21 protein-coding genes are annotated in these 19979 nt (G+C 70.9%); 11 read left to right on the forward strand and 10 right to left on the reverse strand.

Annotated features, from left to right (window positions below; translation table 11 throughout):
* Positions 1-5: 5 nt before the first annotated feature.
* Positions 6-1031, reverse strand: a complete 1026-nt coding sequence (locus tag ACQPYZ_RS06550; RefSeq protein ID WP_433166284.1) for a DUF5937 family protein — start codon at positions 1029-1031, stop codon at positions 6-8.
* Positions 1032-1085: 54 nt separating this feature from the next.
* Here ACQPYZ_RS06550 and ACQPYZ_RS06555 point away from each other — a divergent pair, with 54 nt between their 5' ends.
* Positions 1086-1928, forward strand: coding sequence for an aldo/keto reductase (locus ACQPYZ_RS06555; RefSeq protein WP_433166286.1), 843 nt, complete (start codon positions 1086-1088; stop codon positions 1926-1928).
* Positions 1929-1931: 3 nt separating this feature from the next.
* On the forward strand, positions 1932-2438 hold the full coding sequence (locus ACQPYZ_RS06560; protein WP_433166288.1) for a YkvA family protein: 507 nt from the start codon (positions 1932-1934) through the stop codon (positions 2436-2438).
* Here the strand turns inward: ACQPYZ_RS06560 and ACQPYZ_RS06565 are convergent.
* Complete coding sequence (locus ACQPYZ_RS06565) at positions 2326-3561, reverse strand: MFS transporter (RefSeq protein WP_433166289.1); 1236 nt, start codon at positions 3559-3561, stop codon at positions 2326-2328. The two genes, ACQPYZ_RS06560 and ACQPYZ_RS06565, sit on opposite strands and share 113 nt — an antisense overlap.
* Positions 3562-3598: 37 nt before the next feature.
* Positions 3599-3868, reverse strand: a complete 270-nt coding sequence (locus ACQPYZ_RS06570; protein WP_433166291.1) for a hypothetical protein — start codon at positions 3866-3868, stop codon at positions 3599-3601.
* Positions 3869-3951: 83 nt separating this feature from the next.
* Between ACQPYZ_RS06570 and ACQPYZ_RS06575 the strand changes: the two genes are divergently transcribed.
* Genes ACQPYZ_RS06575 through pepN form a run of 3 tightly spaced genes read left to right on the forward strand, consistent with a single transcriptional unit; the run spans position 3952 to position 7768 of the window.
* Positions 3952-4833, forward strand: coding sequence for a LysR family transcriptional regulator (locus ACQPYZ_RS06575; RefSeq protein WP_433166292.1), 882 nt, complete (start codon positions 3952-3954; stop codon positions 4831-4833).
* Complete coding sequence (locus ACQPYZ_RS06580; protein WP_433166293.1) at positions 4830-5309, forward strand: hypothetical protein; 480 nt, start codon at positions 4830-4832, stop codon at positions 5307-5309. The genes ACQPYZ_RS06575 and ACQPYZ_RS06580 overlap by 4 nt, the downstream gene beginning before the upstream one ends.
* Positions 5310-5332: 23 nt before the next feature.
* A complete protein-coding gene (gene pepN, locus ACQPYZ_RS06585; RefSeq protein WP_433166295.1) occupies positions 5333-7768 on the forward strand; it encodes an aminopeptidase N in 2436 nt (811 codons plus the stop codon).
* 20 nt (positions 7769-7788) lie between these two features.
* On the opposite strand, the gene ACQPYZ_RS06590 is transcribed toward pepN, so the two are convergent.
* A complete protein-coding gene (locus ACQPYZ_RS06590; protein ID WP_433166297.1) occupies positions 7789-8328 on the reverse strand; it encodes an RNA polymerase sigma factor in 540 nt (179 codons plus the stop codon).
* 55 nt (positions 8329-8383) lie between these two features.
* On the opposite strand from ACQPYZ_RS06590, the gene ACQPYZ_RS06595 reads away from it, so the two are divergent.
* Both ACQPYZ_RS06595 and ACQPYZ_RS06600 read left to right on the forward strand, forming a co-directional pair.
* A complete protein-coding gene (locus ACQPYZ_RS06595) occupies positions 8384-9406 on the forward strand; it encodes a serine/threonine-protein kinase (protein ID WP_433166299.1) in 1023 nt (340 codons plus the stop codon).
* Positions 9407-9451: 45 nt separating this feature from the next.
* A complete protein-coding gene (locus tag ACQPYZ_RS06600) occupies positions 9452-10072 on the forward strand; it encodes a hypothetical protein (RefSeq protein ID WP_433166301.1) in 621 nt (206 codons plus the stop codon).
* An 82-nt stretch (positions 10073-10154) separates the two neighbouring features.
* Here the strand turns inward: ACQPYZ_RS06600 and ACQPYZ_RS06605 are convergent, their stop codons facing one another.
* The 4 genes from ACQPYZ_RS06605 to deoC are packed head-to-tail and all read right to left on the reverse strand — an operon-like array spanning position 10155 to position 14477.
* Positions 10155-11165: a S66 family peptidase gene (locus ACQPYZ_RS06605; RefSeq protein ID WP_433166302.1), complete on the reverse strand. Its 1011-nt coding sequence runs from the start codon at positions 11163-11165 to the stop codon at positions 10155-10157.
* 41 nt (positions 11166-11206) lie between these two features.
* The gene (locus tag ACQPYZ_RS06610; RefSeq protein ID WP_433166304.1) at positions 11207-12052 is read right to left on the reverse strand and encodes an aldehyde dehydrogenase family protein; all 846 of its coding nucleotides are present in this window, start codon (positions 12050-12052) and stop codon (positions 11207-11209) included.
* 19 nt (positions 12053-12071) lie between these two features.
* Positions 12072-13508: an aldehyde dehydrogenase family protein gene (locus tag ACQPYZ_RS06615; protein WP_433166305.1), complete on the reverse strand. Its 1437-nt coding sequence runs from the start codon at positions 13506-13508 to the stop codon at positions 12072-12074.
* 12 nt (positions 13509-13520) lie between these two features.
* On the reverse strand, positions 13521-14477 hold the full coding sequence (deoC, locus tag ACQPYZ_RS06620) for a deoxyribose-phosphate aldolase (protein ID WP_433166307.1): 957 nt from the start codon (positions 14475-14477) through the stop codon (positions 13521-13523).
* A 112-nt stretch (positions 14478-14589) separates the two neighbouring features.
* Here deoC and ACQPYZ_RS06625 point away from each other — a divergent pair, with 112 nt between their 5' ends.
* From ACQPYZ_RS06625 to ACQPYZ_RS06640, 4 genes are all read left to right on the forward strand, one after another.
* Positions 14590-15150, forward strand: coding sequence for a PH domain-containing protein (locus tag ACQPYZ_RS06625; RefSeq protein ID WP_433166309.1), 561 nt, complete (start codon positions 14590-14592; stop codon positions 15148-15150).
* 16 nt (positions 15151-15166) lie between these two features.
* The gene (locus ACQPYZ_RS06630; RefSeq protein ID WP_433166311.1) at positions 15167-16069 is read left to right on the forward strand and encodes an alpha/beta hydrolase; all 903 of its coding nucleotides are present in this window, start codon (positions 15167-15169) and stop codon (positions 16067-16069) included.
* A gap of 112 nt (positions 16070-16181) precedes the next feature.
* Positions 16182-17117, forward strand: coding sequence for a neutral zinc metallopeptidase (locus tag ACQPYZ_RS06635; protein ID WP_433166312.1), 936 nt, complete (start codon positions 16182-16184; stop codon positions 17115-17117).
* 168 nt (positions 17118-17285) lie between these two features.
* Positions 17286-17738: a hypothetical protein gene (locus ACQPYZ_RS06640; RefSeq protein WP_433166314.1), complete on the forward strand. Its 453-nt coding sequence runs from the start codon at positions 17286-17288 to the stop codon at positions 17736-17738.
* 108 nt (positions 17739-17846) lie between these two features.
* Here the strand turns inward: ACQPYZ_RS06640 and ACQPYZ_RS06645 are convergent, their stop codons facing one another.
* Positions 17847-19547 (reverse strand): phospho-sugar mutase, encoded by a 1701-nt coding sequence (locus ACQPYZ_RS06645; protein WP_433166316.1) that lies wholly within the window; start codon positions 19545-19547, stop codon positions 17847-17849.
* Entirely contained in the window at positions 19501-19962 is a 462-nt protein-coding gene (locus ACQPYZ_RS06650; RefSeq protein ID WP_433166317.1) for a gamma-glutamylcyclotransferase, read from the reverse strand. Before ACQPYZ_RS06650 ends, ACQPYZ_RS06645 begins: the two co-directional genes overlap by 47 nt.
* Between the last annotated feature and the right edge of the window lie 17 nt (positions 19963-19979).

Here is a 19979-nt window from a genome sequence, read left to right on the forward strand (position 1 = left end):
CCTCATCAACTGATCTGCAGGAGGGCTTCGGCCAAGGCGGTCCGGGCGTAAAGAACGAGACGGCCCGAGCGGTGTGAGGTGACCAGGCCCGCGGAGCGCAGTGCGCTCAGGTGCTGGGACACACCGCCGGGCGTCAGTCCGGTGCGGGCCGCCAGCTCGGTCGTCGATCGCGGCCGACTGAGCTGGTTGAGCACCTCGGCCCGCGACCGGCCGAGGACGGCGGCCACCCCGGCCGGCGTCGGCCGGGTGGAGTCGTCCCAGAGTGTCGCGACTCCGCGCGCGGGATACGTGAGAGTCGGCTGCCACGGCGGGATCGTGCTCGAGTAGACCGTCGGCCAGACGAACGCGGACGGCACCAGGAGCAGTCCCTCCCCGGCCAGCCGCCGTTGGCCGTGGAAGCGCCGGTGCCTGATGTGCAACGAGTCGTCCCGCCACTTCACGGTCGCGGCCAGGTCGTCGAACAGCCCGGCCGGCCCCGCCAGGCCGAGCTGCCGGCCGCGGTAGCGCAGATCGTCCTCCAGCAACGCCCGGATCCGCCCCCAGTGCGGCGCGATCGCCAACTCCCAGTAGGTCCGTACCTGCTCCGCCAGGACCGCGATCCCCGCTGCCGGATCGTCGTACAGCTCGGCAGCAGCCCCCGACGGGCGACCGCCCCCGGCCGGAATACTTGCCTCCGACAACGATCCCAACGGGTGGGTTCGGGCGTAGGCGAGGACGTCGAGATCGGCGCGGACCTGGTCGGGCGGGACGCGCCGCAGTACGCCGAGATCCGCGGTCAGGTCCGGGAACGGGCTGTGCGGCGGCGGGGTGAGGAAGTCCGGGGTGTACCAGACACCGGGATCGACGAGGTCGAAGAGCAACCGCAGGTCGACGCCCGCGATCCGCTCGGTCGCCGAGCGTGCCCAGCGGTCGTGGAACCGGTGCGGCCGCCGGTTCCTGAGTAGCCGGATGCTCGCGACCACCTCCCACAACGGAGAGACCGCGATCCGGGTCCGCGCCAGGTCCGGCACGGTGAACGTGATCGTGAGCATTCAGTCCAGCCTAAATCAGTTCAGTCCGGGCTCCGGCGGTCTCAGGGTGAGGGCATGACGACGCGACTCAAGATCGGCGGACTGGACATTCATCGGCTGGGCTTCGGCGCGATGCGGCTGACCGGCTACCGGCCGGTGGCGGACCGCTCGGACGCGATCCGGGTGGCCCGGCAGGCGGTCGAGCTCGGGGTCGACTTCATCGACACCGCGGACGCGTACGGCATCGGGGCCAACGAGGAGCTACTCGCCGAGGCTCTCCATCCGTACGGCGACGTGGTGATCGCGACCAAGATCGGGCACACCCGGCCGTCACCGCGGGAGTGGATCCCGTTGGGGCGCCCGGAGTACCTCCGGCAGGCGGCCGAGCTGAGTCTCCGGCGGCTGCGGGTCGAGCGGATCGACCTGCTGCAGCTGCACCGGGTCGACCCGGCGGTCCCGTTCGCCGACCAGCTCGGTGCGCTGGCGCAGCTGGTCGACGAAGGCAAGGTGCGGCACGTCGGCCTGTCCGAGGTGACCGTCGCCCAACTGACCGAAGCGAGGCAGTACGTCGACGTCGTCAGCGTGCAGAACCGCTACAACCTGACCGATCGCGAGCACGAGGCCGTGCTGAACTACTGCACGGCCGAGGGGATCGCCTTCATCCCCTGGATCCCGATCGCGCTCGGCGAACACGCCTGGTCACGAGCGCTGACCGCCATCGCGGCCGATGCCGGCGCCACCGCGGCTCAGGTCTCGCTCGCGTGGTTGCTGCACCGGTCGCCGGTCGTCGTGCCCATCCCGGGCACGAGCTCCGCGGCGCACCTGGCCGAGAACGTCGCCGCGGCCGAGCTGAGCCTGACCACGGACCAACTCGCCCGGCTGGAGACCGTGCGTACCCAGCCTGGCCTCTACAGTTGATGGATGGTGTTCTTCGGTGGACTGCTCGGGCTGATCGGCCTGGCGACGCTGGTGTTCCGGGATGCCGACGTCGTCGGGCTTCCGGCGGTCGCGGTCGGAGCGAGCCTGCTCGTCCTGGGCCTGGTCGTGACCGGCGTCGGCCTGGTACGACGGCGCGCCCGGCGCCGGCGGATCGCCCGGGGTGAGCCGGAGCCGATCGGTGACGTGTTCGAGCGGGCCCGCGCGCTGCCGCGTCTGCTGCGTGCCGCCCGCCGCGGGGAGTACCCCGGACTGCCGACCAGCCGGATGGCCCTGTGGGGACTGGCGGTCGTCTACCTGGTCTCGCCGATCGACCTCCTGCCGGAGTTGCTGCCGGTCATCGGGGTGACCGACGACGCGGGCGTCGCGGTCTGGCTGCTCACGAGTGTGTCGACGGCGACCGGCCTGTACCTCCGGCACGAGCGCGACGCTCTGCGCGGGACCACGAACGACCGGCCAGGACCGCGAGGAGACCGCCGGCAACACCCATGAGCCCGACGGAGGTCGCCGCGGACGTCAGCTCGGCCAGCACGCCCGCGGCGGCGACCCCGAGTCCTTGCGCTGCCTGCAGACCCGCCGACGCCAAGCCGACCACCTGCCCCCGCTGATCGTCCGGCACCAGCGGGACGAACGTCGCGTGCACGAGCATCGTGTACGACGACAGCACGCCGACGAGCACCCAGAGCCCGACCGCGGCAGGCACCGACGGAGAGAAAGCGCTCACCGCCAGCGGAACCGCGGACGCGACCGCCAGTGGAGCCAGCGAACGCGACCGCCACCTGGTCGGTAGCCAACGGCTGAGCAGGACGGCCCCGATCATCGCGCCGACCGGGTCGGCCGCCATCAGGATCCCGACCGCGGCGTCGCCGGCTCCCGCCTCGGCGGCGTACGGCGCGGCGAGCCCTTCCGGCGCCAGGTAGAACCCGTACAGATACAGCAGGGCCAGCAGACTGCGCAGCCGATGGTCTGCCCAGATCAGCCGCGCCCCGGCGGACACCGATCGGCCGACCGTCCGGCGGGTCGTGGCCGACGCCTCCCGATGCCGTAGTCCGGTGCGGATCAGGGTCGCCGAGACCAGGAAGGTCGCCGCATTGATGCCGAGAGCAACGTGCGATCCGGTGAGGCTGACCAGCACACCGCCGGCCGCGAATCCGAGCACCTGGACGATGCTGTCGGTCGCACTGGCCAGACCGACTCCGACGACGTAGCGGTCACCCTCTAGAACCTCGGGCAGCAACGCGTTGCGGGCGGCGCTGTACAGCGGTTGCAGACAGACCACGGCAACGAGCAGTACGGCGACTGCGGCGATCGGCAGACCGGGAATCGCCATCGCAGCGGTCAGTGCGGCGCGGCAGAGCTCGGTCACCACCATCACGGTGCGTCGTGGATAGCGGTCGGCAAGACCGGTGAGCAGTGGGGCGCTGACCAGCGGAGGGAGGAACGACAAGGCGTAGGTGAGCGCGGTGAACAGCGCCGACCCGGTCCGGTCGAAGACGAGCACGGCGATCGCCACCCGCGCGAGCTGGTCGCCGAGCCGGGACTGCGCGTGGGCGATCCACAACGCCCGGAACTCGGCGACCGCTACGACCGCGCGGATCGTCGGACGGTTCCCCATGCGCCGGACCCTACGGACGAGGGCTTTCAGATCGCTGTCAGGCCGAACTGCAGTGCTGTCGAAGCCAGTCGGTGATGTCGGCCGAGGCTTCCTCGGGGTGCTCGTAGGCGAAACGCTGGAGAGGGTCTGGTGGTGCAACCGCGTCGGTGAGCCGGTCGGCGGCGGCCGACAGCCGGCGGGCGGCCGCGAGCACGAGCTCGGCCTGGGCCTGCGCCTCGGCGGGGTGGTGCAGGGTGACCGCCGAGCGGGCGAGGTCCGCGACCTCACAGGCCTGGTAGGCCATCGCAACCTGCGCGGGGTTCAGCACCCTTCGAGCATCGAGCGTCGGACGGGCGAGCACAATGCGCAATCTCCATAGCCAGCCTTAGGCACAGGCGTAGGCTGAGCCTCATGCGGTACGACCTCGACGACCTGCGGCTCTTCACGCACGTCGCAGCCGAAGGCTCGATCACCGCTGGAGCGCGGGTGATGCATCTCAGCCTGCCTTCGGCCAGCGCGCGGGTCAGAGCCCTCGAAGCGCAGGCCGGCGTGCCGCTGCTGGTCCGCGAGCGCCGCGGCGTCCGCCTCACTCCGGCGGGTGCCACGCTGGCCCGGCACGCGCGTGAAGTGCTCGCCGAGACGACCAGGCTGGACAGCGCGGTCGCGTCGTACGCCGTCTCCCGGACCGAGCCCGTGCGCCTGGTCGCCGGCGGCTCCGCCATGCACCAACTCGTCCCTGCCGCGCTCGCGACCTTCCTGCGCGACCATCCGGAGTACGACGTCACCGTCCACGAACGCCGGACGGTCCGCAGCGTCCGCCTGCTGGCCGCTGGTGAGGCCGACCTCGGCGTCGTCCTCGACGACGAACCCACCGATCTGCGGACCGAACCGCTCGCCGACGACTCGCTGGTCGTGATCGGCCAGGCCGGCGGCGTCCTGTCCGGCCGGACGTCGATCGCGTACGCCGAAGTCGCCGAGCATCCCCTGGTCGGTCTCGACCGCGGATCACCGCTCACCCAGTGGATGGACGACCGGCTCGGCCCGCACGCCCCGGCCCCGCGATTCCGGACGCTCGTCCCGACGCTGCACACCCTGATCACCCTCGCGACCGCCGGCGCCGGGCTGGCCGTCGTTCCGCGCCGCGCGGTGAACGCCACCACCGCGGTCGAGATCTGCCCGCTGCAGGACGCTTGGTCCACCCGCGCCCACCTGCTTTGCTACGCCGCCGACGCCCCGGAGGCCGCCCACCTGCTCGCGGCGCATCTTCGCCAAGCGGCTAGCGTGCCGGTATGAACCCGGACGAGGCCATCCCGCTCGCGGCTTTCAGTGCGTTGCTGTACAGCGACAACGTGGCCACGGTCTGCCGGGCGCTGAACATGTATCAGGTGGCCGCGTCGTACACCCGGCTGTCCGGTGGGAATCCGCTGGAGCCGCTCGGCGGTGAGGTGCGCCAGGTCGCGCGAGCGGTGTTGTCGCGGCCACCGGTCGCAGGTGATGTCGAACTGCGGGAAGCGTTCGACCATCTGAGTGCGCTCAACGTGCTCACGAGTCTCGCCGAGGCCGAGGACGCGGCGTTGATCGCGGACGTGCTCGAAGGCACCACGGACGCGGACGTCCGGGCGACCGCGCTGCTGGCAGCGGCCGCCGTACCGGCCGATCCGGGTCGACGGCTGGTCGGGGTGCTGGACGGGATGGCGACGGACGACACGCTCGACGAGGTCGCGCGGGCTCGTGTGCATGCTGTCCGCGAAAAGCTGACGGGCCGTTAGGCACACTCGGATAGCGTGCAGCCATGCGCGCGCTGACAGTGGACGAGGCCCGGCGACGGGCGGCAGATCTCGTGGTCCGGTCGTACCAGGTCGACTTCGACCTGACCGGGACCGGCGACACGTTCGTGACCACCAGCCGGATCCGGTTCGGGGCGACGAGTGACTCGACCTGGGTGGACGTGAAGCCGGACCGCCTGCTCGCGGTCGAGTTGAACGGCGTCGCCCTGGAGGTCGGCCTGCTGGAGGAAGGCAGGTTCCCGCTCACAGGTCTGCAGGCCGAGAACGAGGTCGTCGTGACCGCTGAGCAGCGGTACTCCGTCGACGGCGAGGGCCTGGTGCGATCGGTCGACGCGGCCGACGGGCGCGTGTACACGTACGGCATGTCGTCGCTCGAGTCGGCGCCGCGCTATTTCCCGTGCTTCGACCAGCCCGACCTCAAGGCGCCGTACACGGTGACGGTCAAGTGTCCGGAGGACTGGGTGGTCCTGGGCAACGGTGCCGCGACCCGGACCGGTCCGGGGGAGTGGGCGCTGGCCGAGACCAAACCGCTGGCGTCGTACTTCGTCACGATCGTGGCCGGCCCGTACCACCTGATCCGGAGCGAGTACGACGGGATCCCGCTCGGGCTCGCCTGCCGGCGGTCGCTGGCCGAGCACCTGGACCGGGACGCCGAGGACCTGTTCCGGACCACCGGGCAGGCGTTCGACGAGTACCACCGGATGTTCCGGCAGCGGTACCCGTTCGGCGAGTACTGGCAGGTGTTCGTGCCGGACTTCAACCTCGGCGCGATGGAGAACCCGGGCTGTGTGACGTTCGCCGACCACCTGGTGTTCCGCAGCCGGGTGACCGACGCCGAGCGCAGTACCCGGGCGCGGATCGTCGTGCACGAGATGGCGCACATGTGGTTCGGTGACCTGGTCACGATGAAGTGGTGGAACGACATGTGGCTGAACGAGTCGTTCGCCGAGTACATGGCCCACCGGGTGACCGAGGACGCGACCGACTACCGGGACAACTGGACCGACTTCGCCTTCGTCCGCCGGTGGTGGGGGATGCAGACCGACCAGAGCAGCTCGACCCACCCGGTCGCGCCGGACAGCCTGAAGGACGCCCGGCAGTCCCTGGATGACTTCGACGGGATCTCCTACGCCAAGGGCGCCGCGGTCCTCAAGCAACTCGCGAAGTACCTCGGCGACGACGTGTACCTGAAGGGCGTCAACGCCCACCTGGAGGCGCACGAGTACGGCAACGCCGACCTGCACGAGTTCATCGGCAAGCTCACCGAGGCCGGCGCCCGCGACCTGGACGACTGGTCCGAGCAGTGGCTGCGGACGTCCGGCCTGGACACGATCACGGCCGAGCGCACGCCGGGCGGGATCGTCCTGCGCCGCACCAGCCCGGACGGCTCCCGCCGTCCACACAAGCTCAGCGTCCGCGGGTACGACGCCGACGGCAGCTCCGCCACCGTCGACGTGATGCTCGCCGGCGACACCGTAGAAGTTGCCCTGAGCAATGAGGTGGTCGTGCCGGACGCGGACGACGACACCTGGGCGAAGATCCGCCTGGACCGGACCAGCCTGGCGAACCTGCCGGCCGTGCTGCCGGCGATCGCCGACGGCACCACCCGCGCGGTCGTCTGGAACTCGATCCGCGACGCGACCGCTCATGCCGAGCTCGACCCTCGCACGGCGCTCGAGCTCTTCGTCACCGCGATCCGGCACGAGCGCAGCGACATCGCCGTCGGCTCGCTGGTCCGCTGGCTGGAGGACCGGGTGCTCGGCGGCTACCTGCCGTACGACGAGGCGCGCGGACCGGTCGCGGATGCCCTGGGCAACAAGTTGGCCACGGTCGAGCCCGGCAGCAGCCTGCAACTGGCGACCGTCCGCGGCCTCGTCGCGACCACGGACGACGCCGGGCTCCTGCAGGCGTGGCTCGACGGTTCGCGGGTGCCGGAGGGCCTGCGGATCGACGCGGACCTGCGCTGGTCCCTGGTGCTGCGGCTCGTCCGGCTGAACGTGTTCGGGGCGGCCGAGATCGACGCCGAGCTGGCCCGGGACACCTCGACCGAGGGCCTGGTCCACGCCACCCGCTGCCGGTCCGCGCTGCCGGGCGGCAAGGAGGCCGCGTGGACGCGGATCATGACCGATCCGACCGTCGGGGTGCAGGAGTTGCTGGCCGCGGCCGAGGGTTTCTGGCATCCCGGTCAGTCCGCGATCACCGCGCCGTACGTGGACCGGTTCTTCACCGACATCCCGCGGACGGCGGAGATCCGGTCCGGCATGGTGGTCGCGCTCACGGCGGTCCGGATCGCGCCGCAGTACGTGATCGAGCCGGAGCTACTGACCCGGGCGGAGGCCCTGGTCGCCGACGAGTCCGTGGCGCCGAGCATCCGGCGGCAGACCGCGAACTTCGCGGACAACCTGCGCAAGGCGGTCGCGGTCCGCCGGGCCTTCGGGTAAAGCTACCGGTCAGTGCCCGGTCAGTGCACCGTCAGGCGCTCGGCCACGGCCTTGCGGGCCTGGTGGATCCGGGCCTTGACGGTCCCGAGCGGGACATCGAGCTCGTCCGCGATCTCGGCGTACGACAACGCGCCGAGGTCGCGGAGAACCAGCGGCTGAACCAGCTGGGGGTGGCTGGACTCCAGGTTCTCGAGGGCTTCCAGCAGGTCGAGCCGGGAGCCGGCGATCACCGAGGTCGTGCGCGGGTCGACCGCCTCCGGCAGCACCTCGGCGGACTGCTCGACCGAGCGCCGCTTGAGCGACCGGTAGGTCTGCCGGGCCTGGTTGGTGGCGACGATCGTCACCCAGCCGGCGAAACTGCCGGTGCCGCGGAAGGTGTGGATCTTGTTCGCCACCTGGAGCAGGGTGTCCTGGACGGCCTCCTCGGCGTCCTCGTGGAACGGCAGGAACTTGGCCACCCGGCGCTGCACCTGCGGGCGGATCGCCCCCAGCAGCTCGGGCACGACCGACTGGTCCCCCGCCGCGGCCCGGGCCGCGAGCTCCTCCAGGTCCTCGTTCATGCTCCCCCAGGGTGGTGTTCGCCGGACAGGTCGGCTGTGGTCGACAATAGCCCGGATGGATGTCATCGGGAGGTACCGGCTGCAGGACAAGATCGGCGCGGGCGCGTTCGCGACGGTCTGGCGTGGGTACGACGACGACCTCGACGTGGACGTGGCCGTCAAGGTGCTCGCGGACAACTGGGCGTCGCGCGCGGACGTGCGCGAGCGCTTCCTGTCCGAGGCCCGGCTGATGCGCCGGATCGCCAGCGACCGGGTGGTCCGGGTGTTCGACCTGGGCAAGTTGCCGGACGGTCGCCCGTACTTCGTCATGGACTACGTCGGCGGCGGCACGCTCGCCGAGGTCCTGCGGCACGGCCCGCTCGACCCGGCCGACGCGCTCTGGTGGGGTGCGGACCTGGCCCGAGCGGTCGCGGCTCTGCACAGCGAGGGTGTCGTCCACCGCGACGTCACGCCGGCGAACCTGCTGCTCCGCCCCAACCAGGGCGAGGAGTCCGGCGGTGGCACGCACCGGATCGTGCTGGCCGACCTCGGCCTGGCCAAGCGCGCCGCGGAGGCGTCCGGGCTCACGCAGGCCGTGGGCACGCCGTCGTACATGGCGCCCGAGCAGGGGCGTGGGGACGGTGGCTTCGACGAGCGGGCGGACATCTACGCGGTCGGCGCGGTGACCTACGCGCTGCTCACCGGGCATCCGCCGTTCTCGGCCGGCTCGATCACCGACGTGCTCAACCGCGACCCCGACCTCCCGCCGCCGAGCCTGCGGCCGACGCTGCACGACTCGGTCGGTCAGCTCGACGACGTCTTCGCCCGCGCGCTGGCGTACCACGTGAGTGACCGCTGGGAACGCGCCGACACCCTGGCCGAGCGGCTGGAGGCGGAGGCCTACCGGGTGGAGCAGGAGGCGCCGCTGCGCGCGCTCGAGCGGACCCACATCAGCGATCCGGACGAGGAACTGCCGACGACGGTCGCCACCGACGCCCCGGTCCGCCGCAGCCGCCGGGGACGGGCGGTCTTCCTGCTGACGTTGCCGCTCGTGTTCGTGCTCGCCGGCGTGGGTGGCTGGTACCTGTTCGGTCAATGAGACGGGTGCTGCCCGGGTGACGGTCTGACTGCATAGAGTAGTTGTATGGCTACTCATCGCAGTCTCCTTGTGCTCGGAGTTGCTGTGCTGCCGTTGCTCGTCGCAACCGGGGCCGAGGCGGTTCCGCCGACGGCGAGCTATGCGTGCCGGGCGGACACCAAGTTCGGCCGGCACCTGTTGTCGCTGCGGCAGGGGGTCGACGCCAAGGCGCCCGCCACGGTACGGCCGAACACCCGGTTCACGATCGCGGTCGACCTCAAGCCCGGGTCGTTGCCCGGTGAGGTCAAGGGCTTCCAGCTCAAGGAGGTCCGGGACCTGTCGTTGCGGGTGCCGATCCCGGCCAACACGTCGTACGTGAGTGCCAGACTCACCGGCGGCTCCGGCCTCAACTCGACGCCGACCGTGCACCTCGAACGCGGCGTCGCCGTCGTCAAGGTCGCCGGCCCGATCCCGGGCGGCGCCAACTACCAGCTCCCGTCGCTGTCGGTCCGGCTGAAGTCTGGCCGGCGCGGCGCCGTCATCGAGACCAGGCTCAAGGGCACCAGCTACGACGACCCGGGCCTCACCTTGCAGGCCAGGATCAAGTGGAAGTTCGTCACGATCACCGCACCCGTGTCCTGCTACCCCGACCCCAACCCGCCACTCACCCGCACAGTCGTCCGCTGACGTCAGCCGGGTGGGGTTACGACACCTTCGGGAAATTGCCTGTCCCAGCCCACCGGGTCCAGTCTCAGCCCACTGCGGCGGATCAGTAGGCGACGGTGATGCGGGCGGCGACCGGGTCGACGTGGGCCTGGCCGCCGTACGGGAGGATCAGTTGGGGGTCGGTGTGGCCGATGTCCACGCCTTTCACCACGAGGGCTCCGGGGTTGTACTCGGCGAGCGCCCGGTCGACCGCGAGGTACTGGCCGGTGACGTAGGCGACGGCCTCCTCGGGCGTGGTGCGGTGGTCCAGTGCCCAGGATTTCGGCCGGCCCCAGAGCACGGCGTCGAAGCGTTCGAGCAGGCCGCGTTCGCCGAAGTTGCGGAGGATCCGGTAGACCGTTTCCGAGCTCGGCATCTCCTCACTCGTTTCCAGGAAGAGGATGCCGTCGTACGCCGAGACCGGCAGCATCCACCGTCCGACCGCGAGTTGCCAGTCGAGGATCTCCAGACAACCGCCCCACAACCGGCCGCTGACCGGCGCCGATCCGGTCCAGGTCCATCCGGTGCCGGGGAACAGCGTCGGCTCGGTCTCGAGCACCGAGGCGTCGGCCCAGTCGCGGTCGTGGTCGGTCCAGCCCGTCGCCGGGGTCAGTTCGAAGTCGCCGGGAGAGAACAGCGCGGCCCGCAGTGAGCGCTCGGTGTCGGGGTGCATCGCGCCGCCGCGGCCGAACTGCACCATCACACTGCCGCCGTGGAAGGCCGGCAACCCCAGCGAGTACAGGAAGTTCAGCAGGTTCGTGTTGTCGCTGTAGCCGAAGAACGGCTTCGGATCCGCCCGGAAAACCGCGGGGTCGAGGTGCTTCAGCACGGTGAGCTGGTCGTCGCCGCCGATGGTCGCGATGACCGCGCGGATCGACGGATCCGACCAGGCCGCGTGCAGATCGGCGGCCCGGTCGGCCGGAGCCGTCCCGAGCTTGCGCGTGGTCGGGTACTCCACCGGCACCAGGCCGAAGTCACGCAGCCGCCGCAGCCCGAGTTCGTACGGCGCCGGAAAGATCTCCGGCAACCCACCCGACGGCGAAACGATTGCGACCTTGTCCCCAGGTTCAACCATGCGGTGACTGTACGACGCTTCGCCTGTCCGGGCGATTTGATTCAAACGCCGATCGGGTGCCAGACGGTCTTGAGCTCGAGGTACTGCGTGAGGCGCGAGAGGCCCGGTGGCTCCGTCCAGTCCTCTTCGGCGGGACGGCGTACGCGCTTGAGGTTGTCGGCCGCGGCGGCCTCCAGCGCGCGGGCCTCGTCGGCGTCCTCGATCCCGCACAGGTCGATCGCGTTCACGTCGAGGTGCGACGCCAGCCAGGGGCCGATCTCCGACGCGGAACCGGTCAGCAGGTTGACCACGCCACCCGGCAGGTCCGACGTCGCCATCACCTCGCCGAGCGTCACGGCCGGCAGCGGGCGCTCGTACGACGAGACCGCGACCACCGTGTTGCCGGAGACGATCGCGGGCGCGATCACACTCGTCAGGCCGAGCAGGCTGGAGTCCTGCGGCGCCAGTACGGCGACCACGCCGGTTGCCTCAGGCAACGAGAAGTCGAAGTACGGGCCGGCCACCGGGTTGCTCGAGCCGACCACCTGGGCGAGCTTGTCGGCCCAGCCGGCGTACCAGACCCAGCGGTCGATCGAGGCGTCCACGACCGCGCGCGCCCGGGCCGCCGTGAGCCCCTCGGAGGCGGCGACCTCGGCGGTGAACTGCTCGTGCCGGCCCTCCATCACCTCGGCGATCCGGTACAGCACCTGACCCCGGTTGTACGCCGTCCGGCCGGACCAGCCGCCGAACGCCTTCCGGGCCGCGACGACCGCGTCCCGGGCGTCCTTGCGGGAGGCCTGCGAGGCGTTCGCCAGGAACTTGCCCTTGGCATCGTTCACGACGTACGACCGGCCGGACTCGCTGCGCGGGAACGCGCCGCCGACGTACAGCTTGTAGGTCTTGCGCACGGCGAGCCTCTGACTGTCTCTAGTGGGCAAGGTAGGCCTCCAGACCGTGGCGACCGCCCTCGCGGCCGTAGCCCGACTCCTTGTAGCCGCCGAACGGCGAGGCCGGGTCGAAGCGGTTGAACGTGTTCGCCCAGACCACGCCGGCGCGCAACTGGTTCGCCATCCACAGGATCCGGGAGCCCTTCTCGGTCCAGATCCCGGCGGACAGCCCGAACGGGGTGTTGTTCGCCTTCTCCACGGCCTCGGCCGGGGTGCGGAACGTCAGCACCGACAGCACCGGGCCGAAGATCTCCTCGCGGGCGATCCGGTGCGCCTGGGAGACGCCGGTGAAGACGGTCGGCGGGAACCAGTAGCCCTCGGCCGGCAGCTCGCACTCCGGCGACCAGCGCTCGGCACCCTCGTCCTCGCCGATCTGCGACAGCTCGCGGATCTTGGCCAGCTGGGCCGACGAGTTGATCGCGCCGATGTCGGTGTTCTTGTCCAGCGGGTCGCCGACCCGGAGCGTGCTCATCCGGCGCTTCAGCCGGGCCAGCACCTCGTCGTACACGCTCTCCTGGACCAGCAGCCGCGAACCTGCGCAGCAGACGTGGCCCTGGTTGAAGAAGATGCCGTTGACGATGCCCTCGATGGTCTGGTCGATCGGCGCGTCCTCGAAGACGATGTTCGCCGCCTTGCCGCCGAGCTCCAGGGTGACCGCCTTGTCCGAGCCCGCGACCGCCTTGGCGATCGACCGGCCGACGTCGGTCGACCCGGTGAACGCGACCTTGTCCACGTCCGGGTGCTCGACCAGCGCCTGACCGGTCCGGCCGGCGCCGGTGACGATGTTCACCACGCCCGGCGGCAGGTCGGCCTGCTGGCAGATCTCCGCGAACGCCAGCGCGGTCAGCGGGGTGGTCTCGGCCGGCTTCAGCACGACCGTGTTCCCGGCGGCCAGCGCGGGCGCGATCTTCCAGGCCAGCATCAGCATCGGGAAGTTCCACGGGATCACCTGGCCCGCGACGCCCCACGGCTGCGGGTCCTCGCCGGCCCCGGCGTACTCGAGCTTGTCCGCCCAGCCCGCGTAGTAGAAGAAGTGCGCGGCCACCAGCGGGATGTCGACGTCACGCGACTCCCGGATCGGCTTGCCGTTGTCCAGCGACTCCAGCACCGCGAGCTCACGGGAGCGCTCCTGGATCAGCCGGGCGATCCGGAACAGGTACTTCGCCCGGTCCCGGCCGGCCATCGGCCCCCAGACCCGGTCGAACGCCCGGCGCGCGGCCCGCACGGCCTTGTCGACGTCCGCGGGCCCGGCCTCGCTGATCTCCGCGAGCACCTCCTCGGACGCCGGCGACACGGTCTTGAACGGCTTGCCGTCGGTCGCGTCGACGAACTGGCCGTTGACGAACAGCCCGTACGACGACTTGATGTCGACGATCGCCCGGGACTCCGGGGCGGGTGCGTACTCGAATCTGCTCATGCCTGATCCGCCTCAGTCCAGCGTGAAGTAGTCGGGTCCGGGGTAGTGCCCGGTGGCCAGCTTGGTGCGTTGCATCAGCAGGTCGTTCAGCAGGCTGGAGGCGCCGAAGCGGAACAGCTCCGGGTCCAGCCAGTCCGGTCCGGCGGTCTCGTTGACCGTGACCAGGTACTTGATCGCGTCCTTCGCGGTCCGGATGCCGCCGGCCGGTTTGACGCCGATGTGCAGGCCGGTGGCCTCGTGGTAGTCGCGGACCGCCTCGAGCATCACCAGCGTCACCGGCAGCGTGGCCGCGGGGGACACCTTGCCGGTCGAGGTCTTGATGAAGTCCGCGCCGGCCAGCATCGCCAGCCAGGACGCCCGCCGGACGTTGTCGTAGGTGACCAGCTCGCCGGTCTCCAGGATGACCTTGAGATGCGCGTCACCGGCGGCCTCGCGGATCGCGGTGATCTCGTCGAAGACCAGCCCGTACCGCCCGGACAGGAAGGCGCCGCGGTCGATCACCATGTCGACCTCGTCGGCGCCGGCGGCGACCGCGTCCTTGGTGTCCTGGACCTTGATGGCCAGGCTGGAACGCCCACTGGGGAAGGCGGTCGCGACACTCGCGACGTTGATCCCGGAGCCCCTCAGCTCGTGCTTCGCGGTGGCCACCAGGTCCGGGTACACACAGACCGCGGCCACCTGCGGCGTGCTCGGGTCGGCCGGGTCCGGCCGCTGGGCCTTCGCGCACAGCGCCCGCACCTTGCCGGGAGTGTCCTGGCCCTCCAGCGTGGTCAGGTCGATCATCCGGATCGCCAGGTCCAGCGCGTACGCCTTGGCGGTGGTCTTGATCGACCGGGTGCTCAGGGTCGCGGCCCTCGCCTCGGCGCCGACCTGGTCGACGCCCGGCAGGCCGAGCAGGAACCGGCGCAGCCGGTCCTCGGACGAGGTCACGTCGGCCAGGGTGTCGACGCCGCTGTCGAGTGTGGTCACGTCCCGCAGTCTACGGCGTGTCGCGAGGGGCGGTGTCCGCGGTTTCCGGCGGCCAGGTCACGATCCGTACTTCGCTGTGGGCCGGTGACCGGTGGCCGGATACGTTGTCCGGGTGAAGTCGAAGTCTCCCGAGAACGAGCAGTACCTGTCCGCCTCGAACCGGATCACCGGTGTGATCGTCCTGGTGATCGGCGCGCTCGGCCTGCTCGACATCGCGCTGGAGTGGCGGACCGTCACCGGCCTCCTGGTCGCCTGCATCATCGGCATCCTGATGGTGTTCGCGTACGTCGGCCTGATCCGGCCGTCGGTCACCCTCAGCCCCGAGAACATCCTGCTGCGTAACCACCTGCGCGACCACACCATCCCGTGGCGCAAGGTCACCGGCGTCGACGTCACCGACATCCTCCGCGTGCACACCGGCGACGACCGGTTCCGCGCCCCCGGCGTCCAGCTCGTCATGCGCGACCTGCGCAAGCAGCGGGTCGGCGGCCGCAAGCTGTCGCCGGACAGTTCGCTGTCCCGGGCGGAGTTCGTGGTGAACCGGGTCGAGACCCACATGGAGCAGTACGGCACGAAGGCCGACGGCGAGATCGAGACCACGTGGGCCCGTCCGGAACTGATCGTCATCGGGGTCCTGGCGGTCGTCGCCGTCCTGGCCGCCTTCTACCGCTGACCGGCGGAGGCCGCCGATGCCGTCGGTGTCCCGCCGCACACTGCTTCGCACGGGCGTCGCCGCCACGGTCACCGGAGCCGCCGTCGTGGCCGGCGTGGAGACCGGCGTCGTCCCGGGTCGCGCGCGACTGCACGACGTACTCGGGCTGACCGGGCCGGACGGCGTCGTACCGGACGTTCCACCGGGGCCGCTCGAGTCCGGGACGTTCGAGTCCTTCGGCCGGCGGACGACGGTCGGCTACCAGGTCATCTACCCGCACGGGTTCACCCCGACGGCGGAGCTGCCGGTCGTGATCGTCCTGCACGGCCGCGGCGGCGACCACACGTCCGCGGTCAGCGACCTCGGCATCGACCGCTACCTGACCGCTGCCGTCCGATCGGGTACGCCGCCGTTCGCGCTGGCCACCGTGGACGGCGGCAAGGAGACGTACTGGCATCGCCGGGCCGGCGGCGAGGACCCGGGGTTCATGCTGGACCAGGAGTTCCTGCCGCTGCTGGCCGACCGCGGCCTGGACACCAGCCGCTACGGCCTGCTCGGCTGGTCGATGGGCGGGTACGGCGCGCTGTTGTGGGTCGCGCTGCACTACTGGCAGCGGCGCGTCCGGCCGGCCACCCGGGCGGTCGCGGTCGGGGCGCTCAGCCCGGCGTTGTGGCGGCGTTTCGAGGAGACCACGCCCGGTGCGTTCGACGACGCGGACGACTTCGAGAGCAACCAGGTGTTCGGCCGCCGCAGCGGGTTCCGGGATGTTGCCATCCGCATCGATTGTGGCCGGGACGACCCGTTCGCCGAGCGGTCCGGTGAGTTGCGCGCCGAGCTCGGGGCCGCGGGTGGCAACCAGCTGGGCGCGCACACGGCCGGTTACTGGCGGCGGATGCTGCCCGACCAGTTGCGGTTCCTGGGCACGAAAATCACCGGCTGACGCGGGAACTCGGGGGTCGTGCGCGGCGTCACAGCCCCTGTTCAGCCTGGGATGGCCCCCTGTGCACTCCAGGATGTGCAACGACAGGTCCCGAATCTCGAGAGTGGAGATCATGCTCAACCTCTCCCGTACCACCCGGCGCGGGCTGACCGGCGTCGCCGCCGTCACCGCCCTGGCCGCCCTGGCACTTCCGACCGCGCAGGCCGTCCCGGCCGCGAACCCGCCGGCCCCGGTCCTGCCGCAGCCCGGCGAGACCCCGAACCAGGCGATCAGCACCCCGCCGGCCGGCGACCGGCTGACCACCCTGGCCTCCTCGACGACCAACATCGTCCGCTACAACCGGCTCTACAAGACCCCGGCGATCACGCCGTCGAAGTGCAAGGAGGTCAACGTCTCGCTGCGCACCCAGGCGGGCGTGGCGTCCTACTCCACCCAGCTCTGGACCTGCATGTACGCGGCCTGGGCGGTCCCGTTGAAGGCGGCCGGCGCGGCGTACAAGGTGAAGCCGAAGCTGTCCGTGCACAGCGGCACCAAGATCAGCACCGACTGCGGGATCGTCAACAACACCACCGGCTACTACTGCAGCGGGCGCGGCGGTGTCATCTACGTCCCGGCGGCCCAGTTCATCAAGGCCTGGAGCCAGAACCCGACGTACACGCGGGCGTGGCTGACCCAGATGATGGCGCACGAGTACGGTCACCACGTCCAGTTCCTGACCGGCATCCTGAACGCGTCGTGGCAGCGGCAGCGCGCATTCAGCACGAACGCCGCCCGGCTCGAGGAGAGCCGTCGCCGCGAGCTGCAGGCGTCCTGCCTGGGCGCGGCCTACATCGGCGCGAACAAGCGGTACTACCCGATGGCCGGCGGCCTGCTGACGCAGTTCAACTACCTGATCAGCCACATGGGCGACCAGCCGGGTGGCGTCCGCGACCACGGCTCGCCGAAGAACCACGCGTTCTGGTCGACGGCCGGCTTCAACGCGCGGCACACCTACACCGTCGCGGGCAACTGCAACACCTTCAACGCCTCGTCGGCGTACGTCGCCTGATCCTGATCGGCGTTCCGACGTAACTCGGCCGCCCGGTACGCGTTGGCGTACCGGGCGGCTGTTGCGTTTTGCCGACACGTGCACGATCTGCGATCGTGTGGTTACTTGTGTCGCCCCGCGCACGCCGTACAGTTCTCCAGCGAGCAGTCTCACGGCAGGAGTAGGACAGTGAACTACGACGAGTTCAACACCGAGTACGCCAAGGTGCTGGACAAGATCAAGAGCGGCAGGTGCAGCTGGTCCGAGCTGTCCGGTCACGTGACCCGGCTGCGCCAGGCGACCGCCGGCATCACCGCGCCGGTGGAGCGGACCCAGGTCGACCACGACCTGGCGGCGTTGAGCCAGATGGTCGACATGTCGCGGCGGACCAACGACAAGGAGGACGTCTGGACGGTGACGTCCGACGCGATCCGCAAGGCCAGCAGCCAGGAGGGCTCGGTCGCCGACCGGATCGCCCGGATCGAGGCGAGCATCAACGAGATCACCAGCCTCGCCAACCGGAACCCGGACGAGCGGGACGCGCTGATGCAGTCGACCAGCACCCTGCGCATCCTGCACTCGTCGCTGCAGAGTTCGCTTCGCGCCGAAGAGGCCGAAGCCGCGGCCGCCGCCGCTCGCTGAGCTCCGCCGCGGAGCCACCCGCCAGGTGCTCCCGCGTCGTTCCGAACGTCAGCCGCCGTCCCCGGATGGCCGAGCGGCTGACGTTTCGTGGTTTTCGTTGCGTGCCGGTCAGAGACCCAGTGCCGTGGACAGCGAGTCCTTGATCGCGGCCAGGTCGTCGGCGGCCCGAGTGCGAGCGGCGGCCACGTCGCCGGCGACCGGGATGACGACCTCCAGGTAGCACTTCAGCTTCGGCTCGGTGCCGGACGGCCGCACGACCACTCGGGCGCCCTCGGACAGCGAGTAGCGCAGGCCGTCGGTCGGCGGCAGCGTCTCCGAACCTTCGCTGAGATCGTCGACCCGCTCGACCGTGTGCCTGCCGAGCGACGCCGGGGGAGTGCCGCGCAGCCGCTCCATCGCGGCCGCGATCAGCGACAGGTCGTCCACCCGGACCGACAGCTGGTCGGTCGCGTGCAAACCGTGCTTGATCGCCAGATCGTCCAGCAGGTCCAGCAGGGTGCGTCCTTCGGACTTCGCTCGCGCGGCCAACTGCAGGACCCGGACCAGCGTCGAGACCCCGTCCTTGTCCTTCACCGCATCCGGATCGACGCAGTACCCGAGCGCCTCCTCGTACCCGAAGACCAGTCCCGGCACCCGGCCGATCCACTTGAAGCCCGTCAGCGTCTCGACGTACCCGACGCCGTACGACGCCGCGATCTTGCCGAGCAGGGACGACGACACGATCGAGCACGCGGCCACGCCGTCCGGCCGCGACGACAGCAGGAACTCGCCGAGCAGGCCGCCCAGCTCGTCGCCGCGCAGCATCCGCCAGCCGCCGTCGGCCTCTGGATCCGGTACGGCGACCGCGCACCGGTCGGCATCCGGGTCGTTCGCCACCGCGACGTCCGCATCCACCGACCGGGCCAGCTCGAGCGCGGCGTCGATCGCTCCGGGCTCCTCCGGGTTCGGGAACGAGACGGTCGGGAAGTCCGGATCCGGGTCGGCCTGCGACGGCACCACCGCCGGTACGGCGAACCCCGCGCGGGCGACCGCGTCCTCGACCAGGAACCGTCCGACCCCGTGCAGGGGCGTGTAGGCGACGTTCAGCTCGCGCGGCGCGTCCGCGGGCACGAGCTTCGCGATGCGGTCCAGGTAGGCGTTGATCAGCTCGTCGCCGGTCGTCTGCCAGTCGTCCCCGCGCGGGACGCCGGCGAGCGGGCCGATGGCGGCGATGGCGTCGGCGATCTCCACGTCGGCCGGCGGCACGATCTGCGAGCCGTCACCGAGGTACACCTTGTACCCGTTGTCCTGCGGCGGGTTGTGCGAGGCCGTGACGACCACGCCGGCCACGGCCTTCAGGTGCCTGATCCCGAAGGCGACCACGGGCGTCGGTGCCGGCCGGTCCAGCAGGACGGCGTCCAGGCCGGCGCCGCGGACCACGGCCGCGGTGTCCTGCGCGAACACGTCGGACTTGTGCCGGGCGTCGTACCCGATCAGGACCGGGCCGTCGGTGAGGCCCTTCGCCTTCAGGTAGGCGCACAGGCCGGCGGCGGCGCGGACGACCACGACCCGGTTCATCCGGTTCGGCCCGGCGCCGACGGCTCCGCGCAGCCCCGCCGTACCGAACTCCAGTGTCCCGGCGAACCGGTCGGCCAGCTCGTCGGCGTCCTCGGCGTCCAGCAGGCCCCGCAGCTCGGCGCGGGTGTCGGGGTCGGGATCCTCGCTCAGCCAGGCTTCGGCCGCGGTCCTCAAGTCATCGTTGACGGTCACTACCGCAAGATAGCTAATGACCCGACGACTGGCAGGGGCGCGCGCGGAGGTCGGCGACATAGTCGTCCGGGGCGCCGGCGGCCTCGGCCGCCTCGGCCAGGATGCCCAGGTAGCGGGCCGAGGGCAGGCCGCCCTCGTAGGCGTTCAGCACGTACATCCAGGCCAGCTGCTCGCCGTCCAGGGTCTGCACCCGGACCTGGATCTTGCTGTAGACGTCCTGGGCGATCCACTCCCACTCGTCCATCCGCTCGACGTCCTTCGGGTGGACGTCGTACAGCGCGACGAAGACCTGGTTGGCCGGGTTCGACGGGTCCTCGACGACGGTGGCCAGGGCGCCCTCCCAGCCGAGCTCCTCCCCGCCGAAGGTGAGGCGCCAGCCGGTGATCCACCCGGTCCCGCGCAGCGGCGAGTACGGGCACCTCTCGGCCATCAGGTTCGGGTCCAGATTCGACGCAAACGCGGCGTACAGGGTCACGACGACACAGGATACGG

The organism is Kribbella sp. CA-247076, from assembly GCF_050942445.1.
Lineage (GTDB): Bacteria > Actinomycetota > Actinomycetes > Propionibacteriales > Kribbellaceae > Kribbella.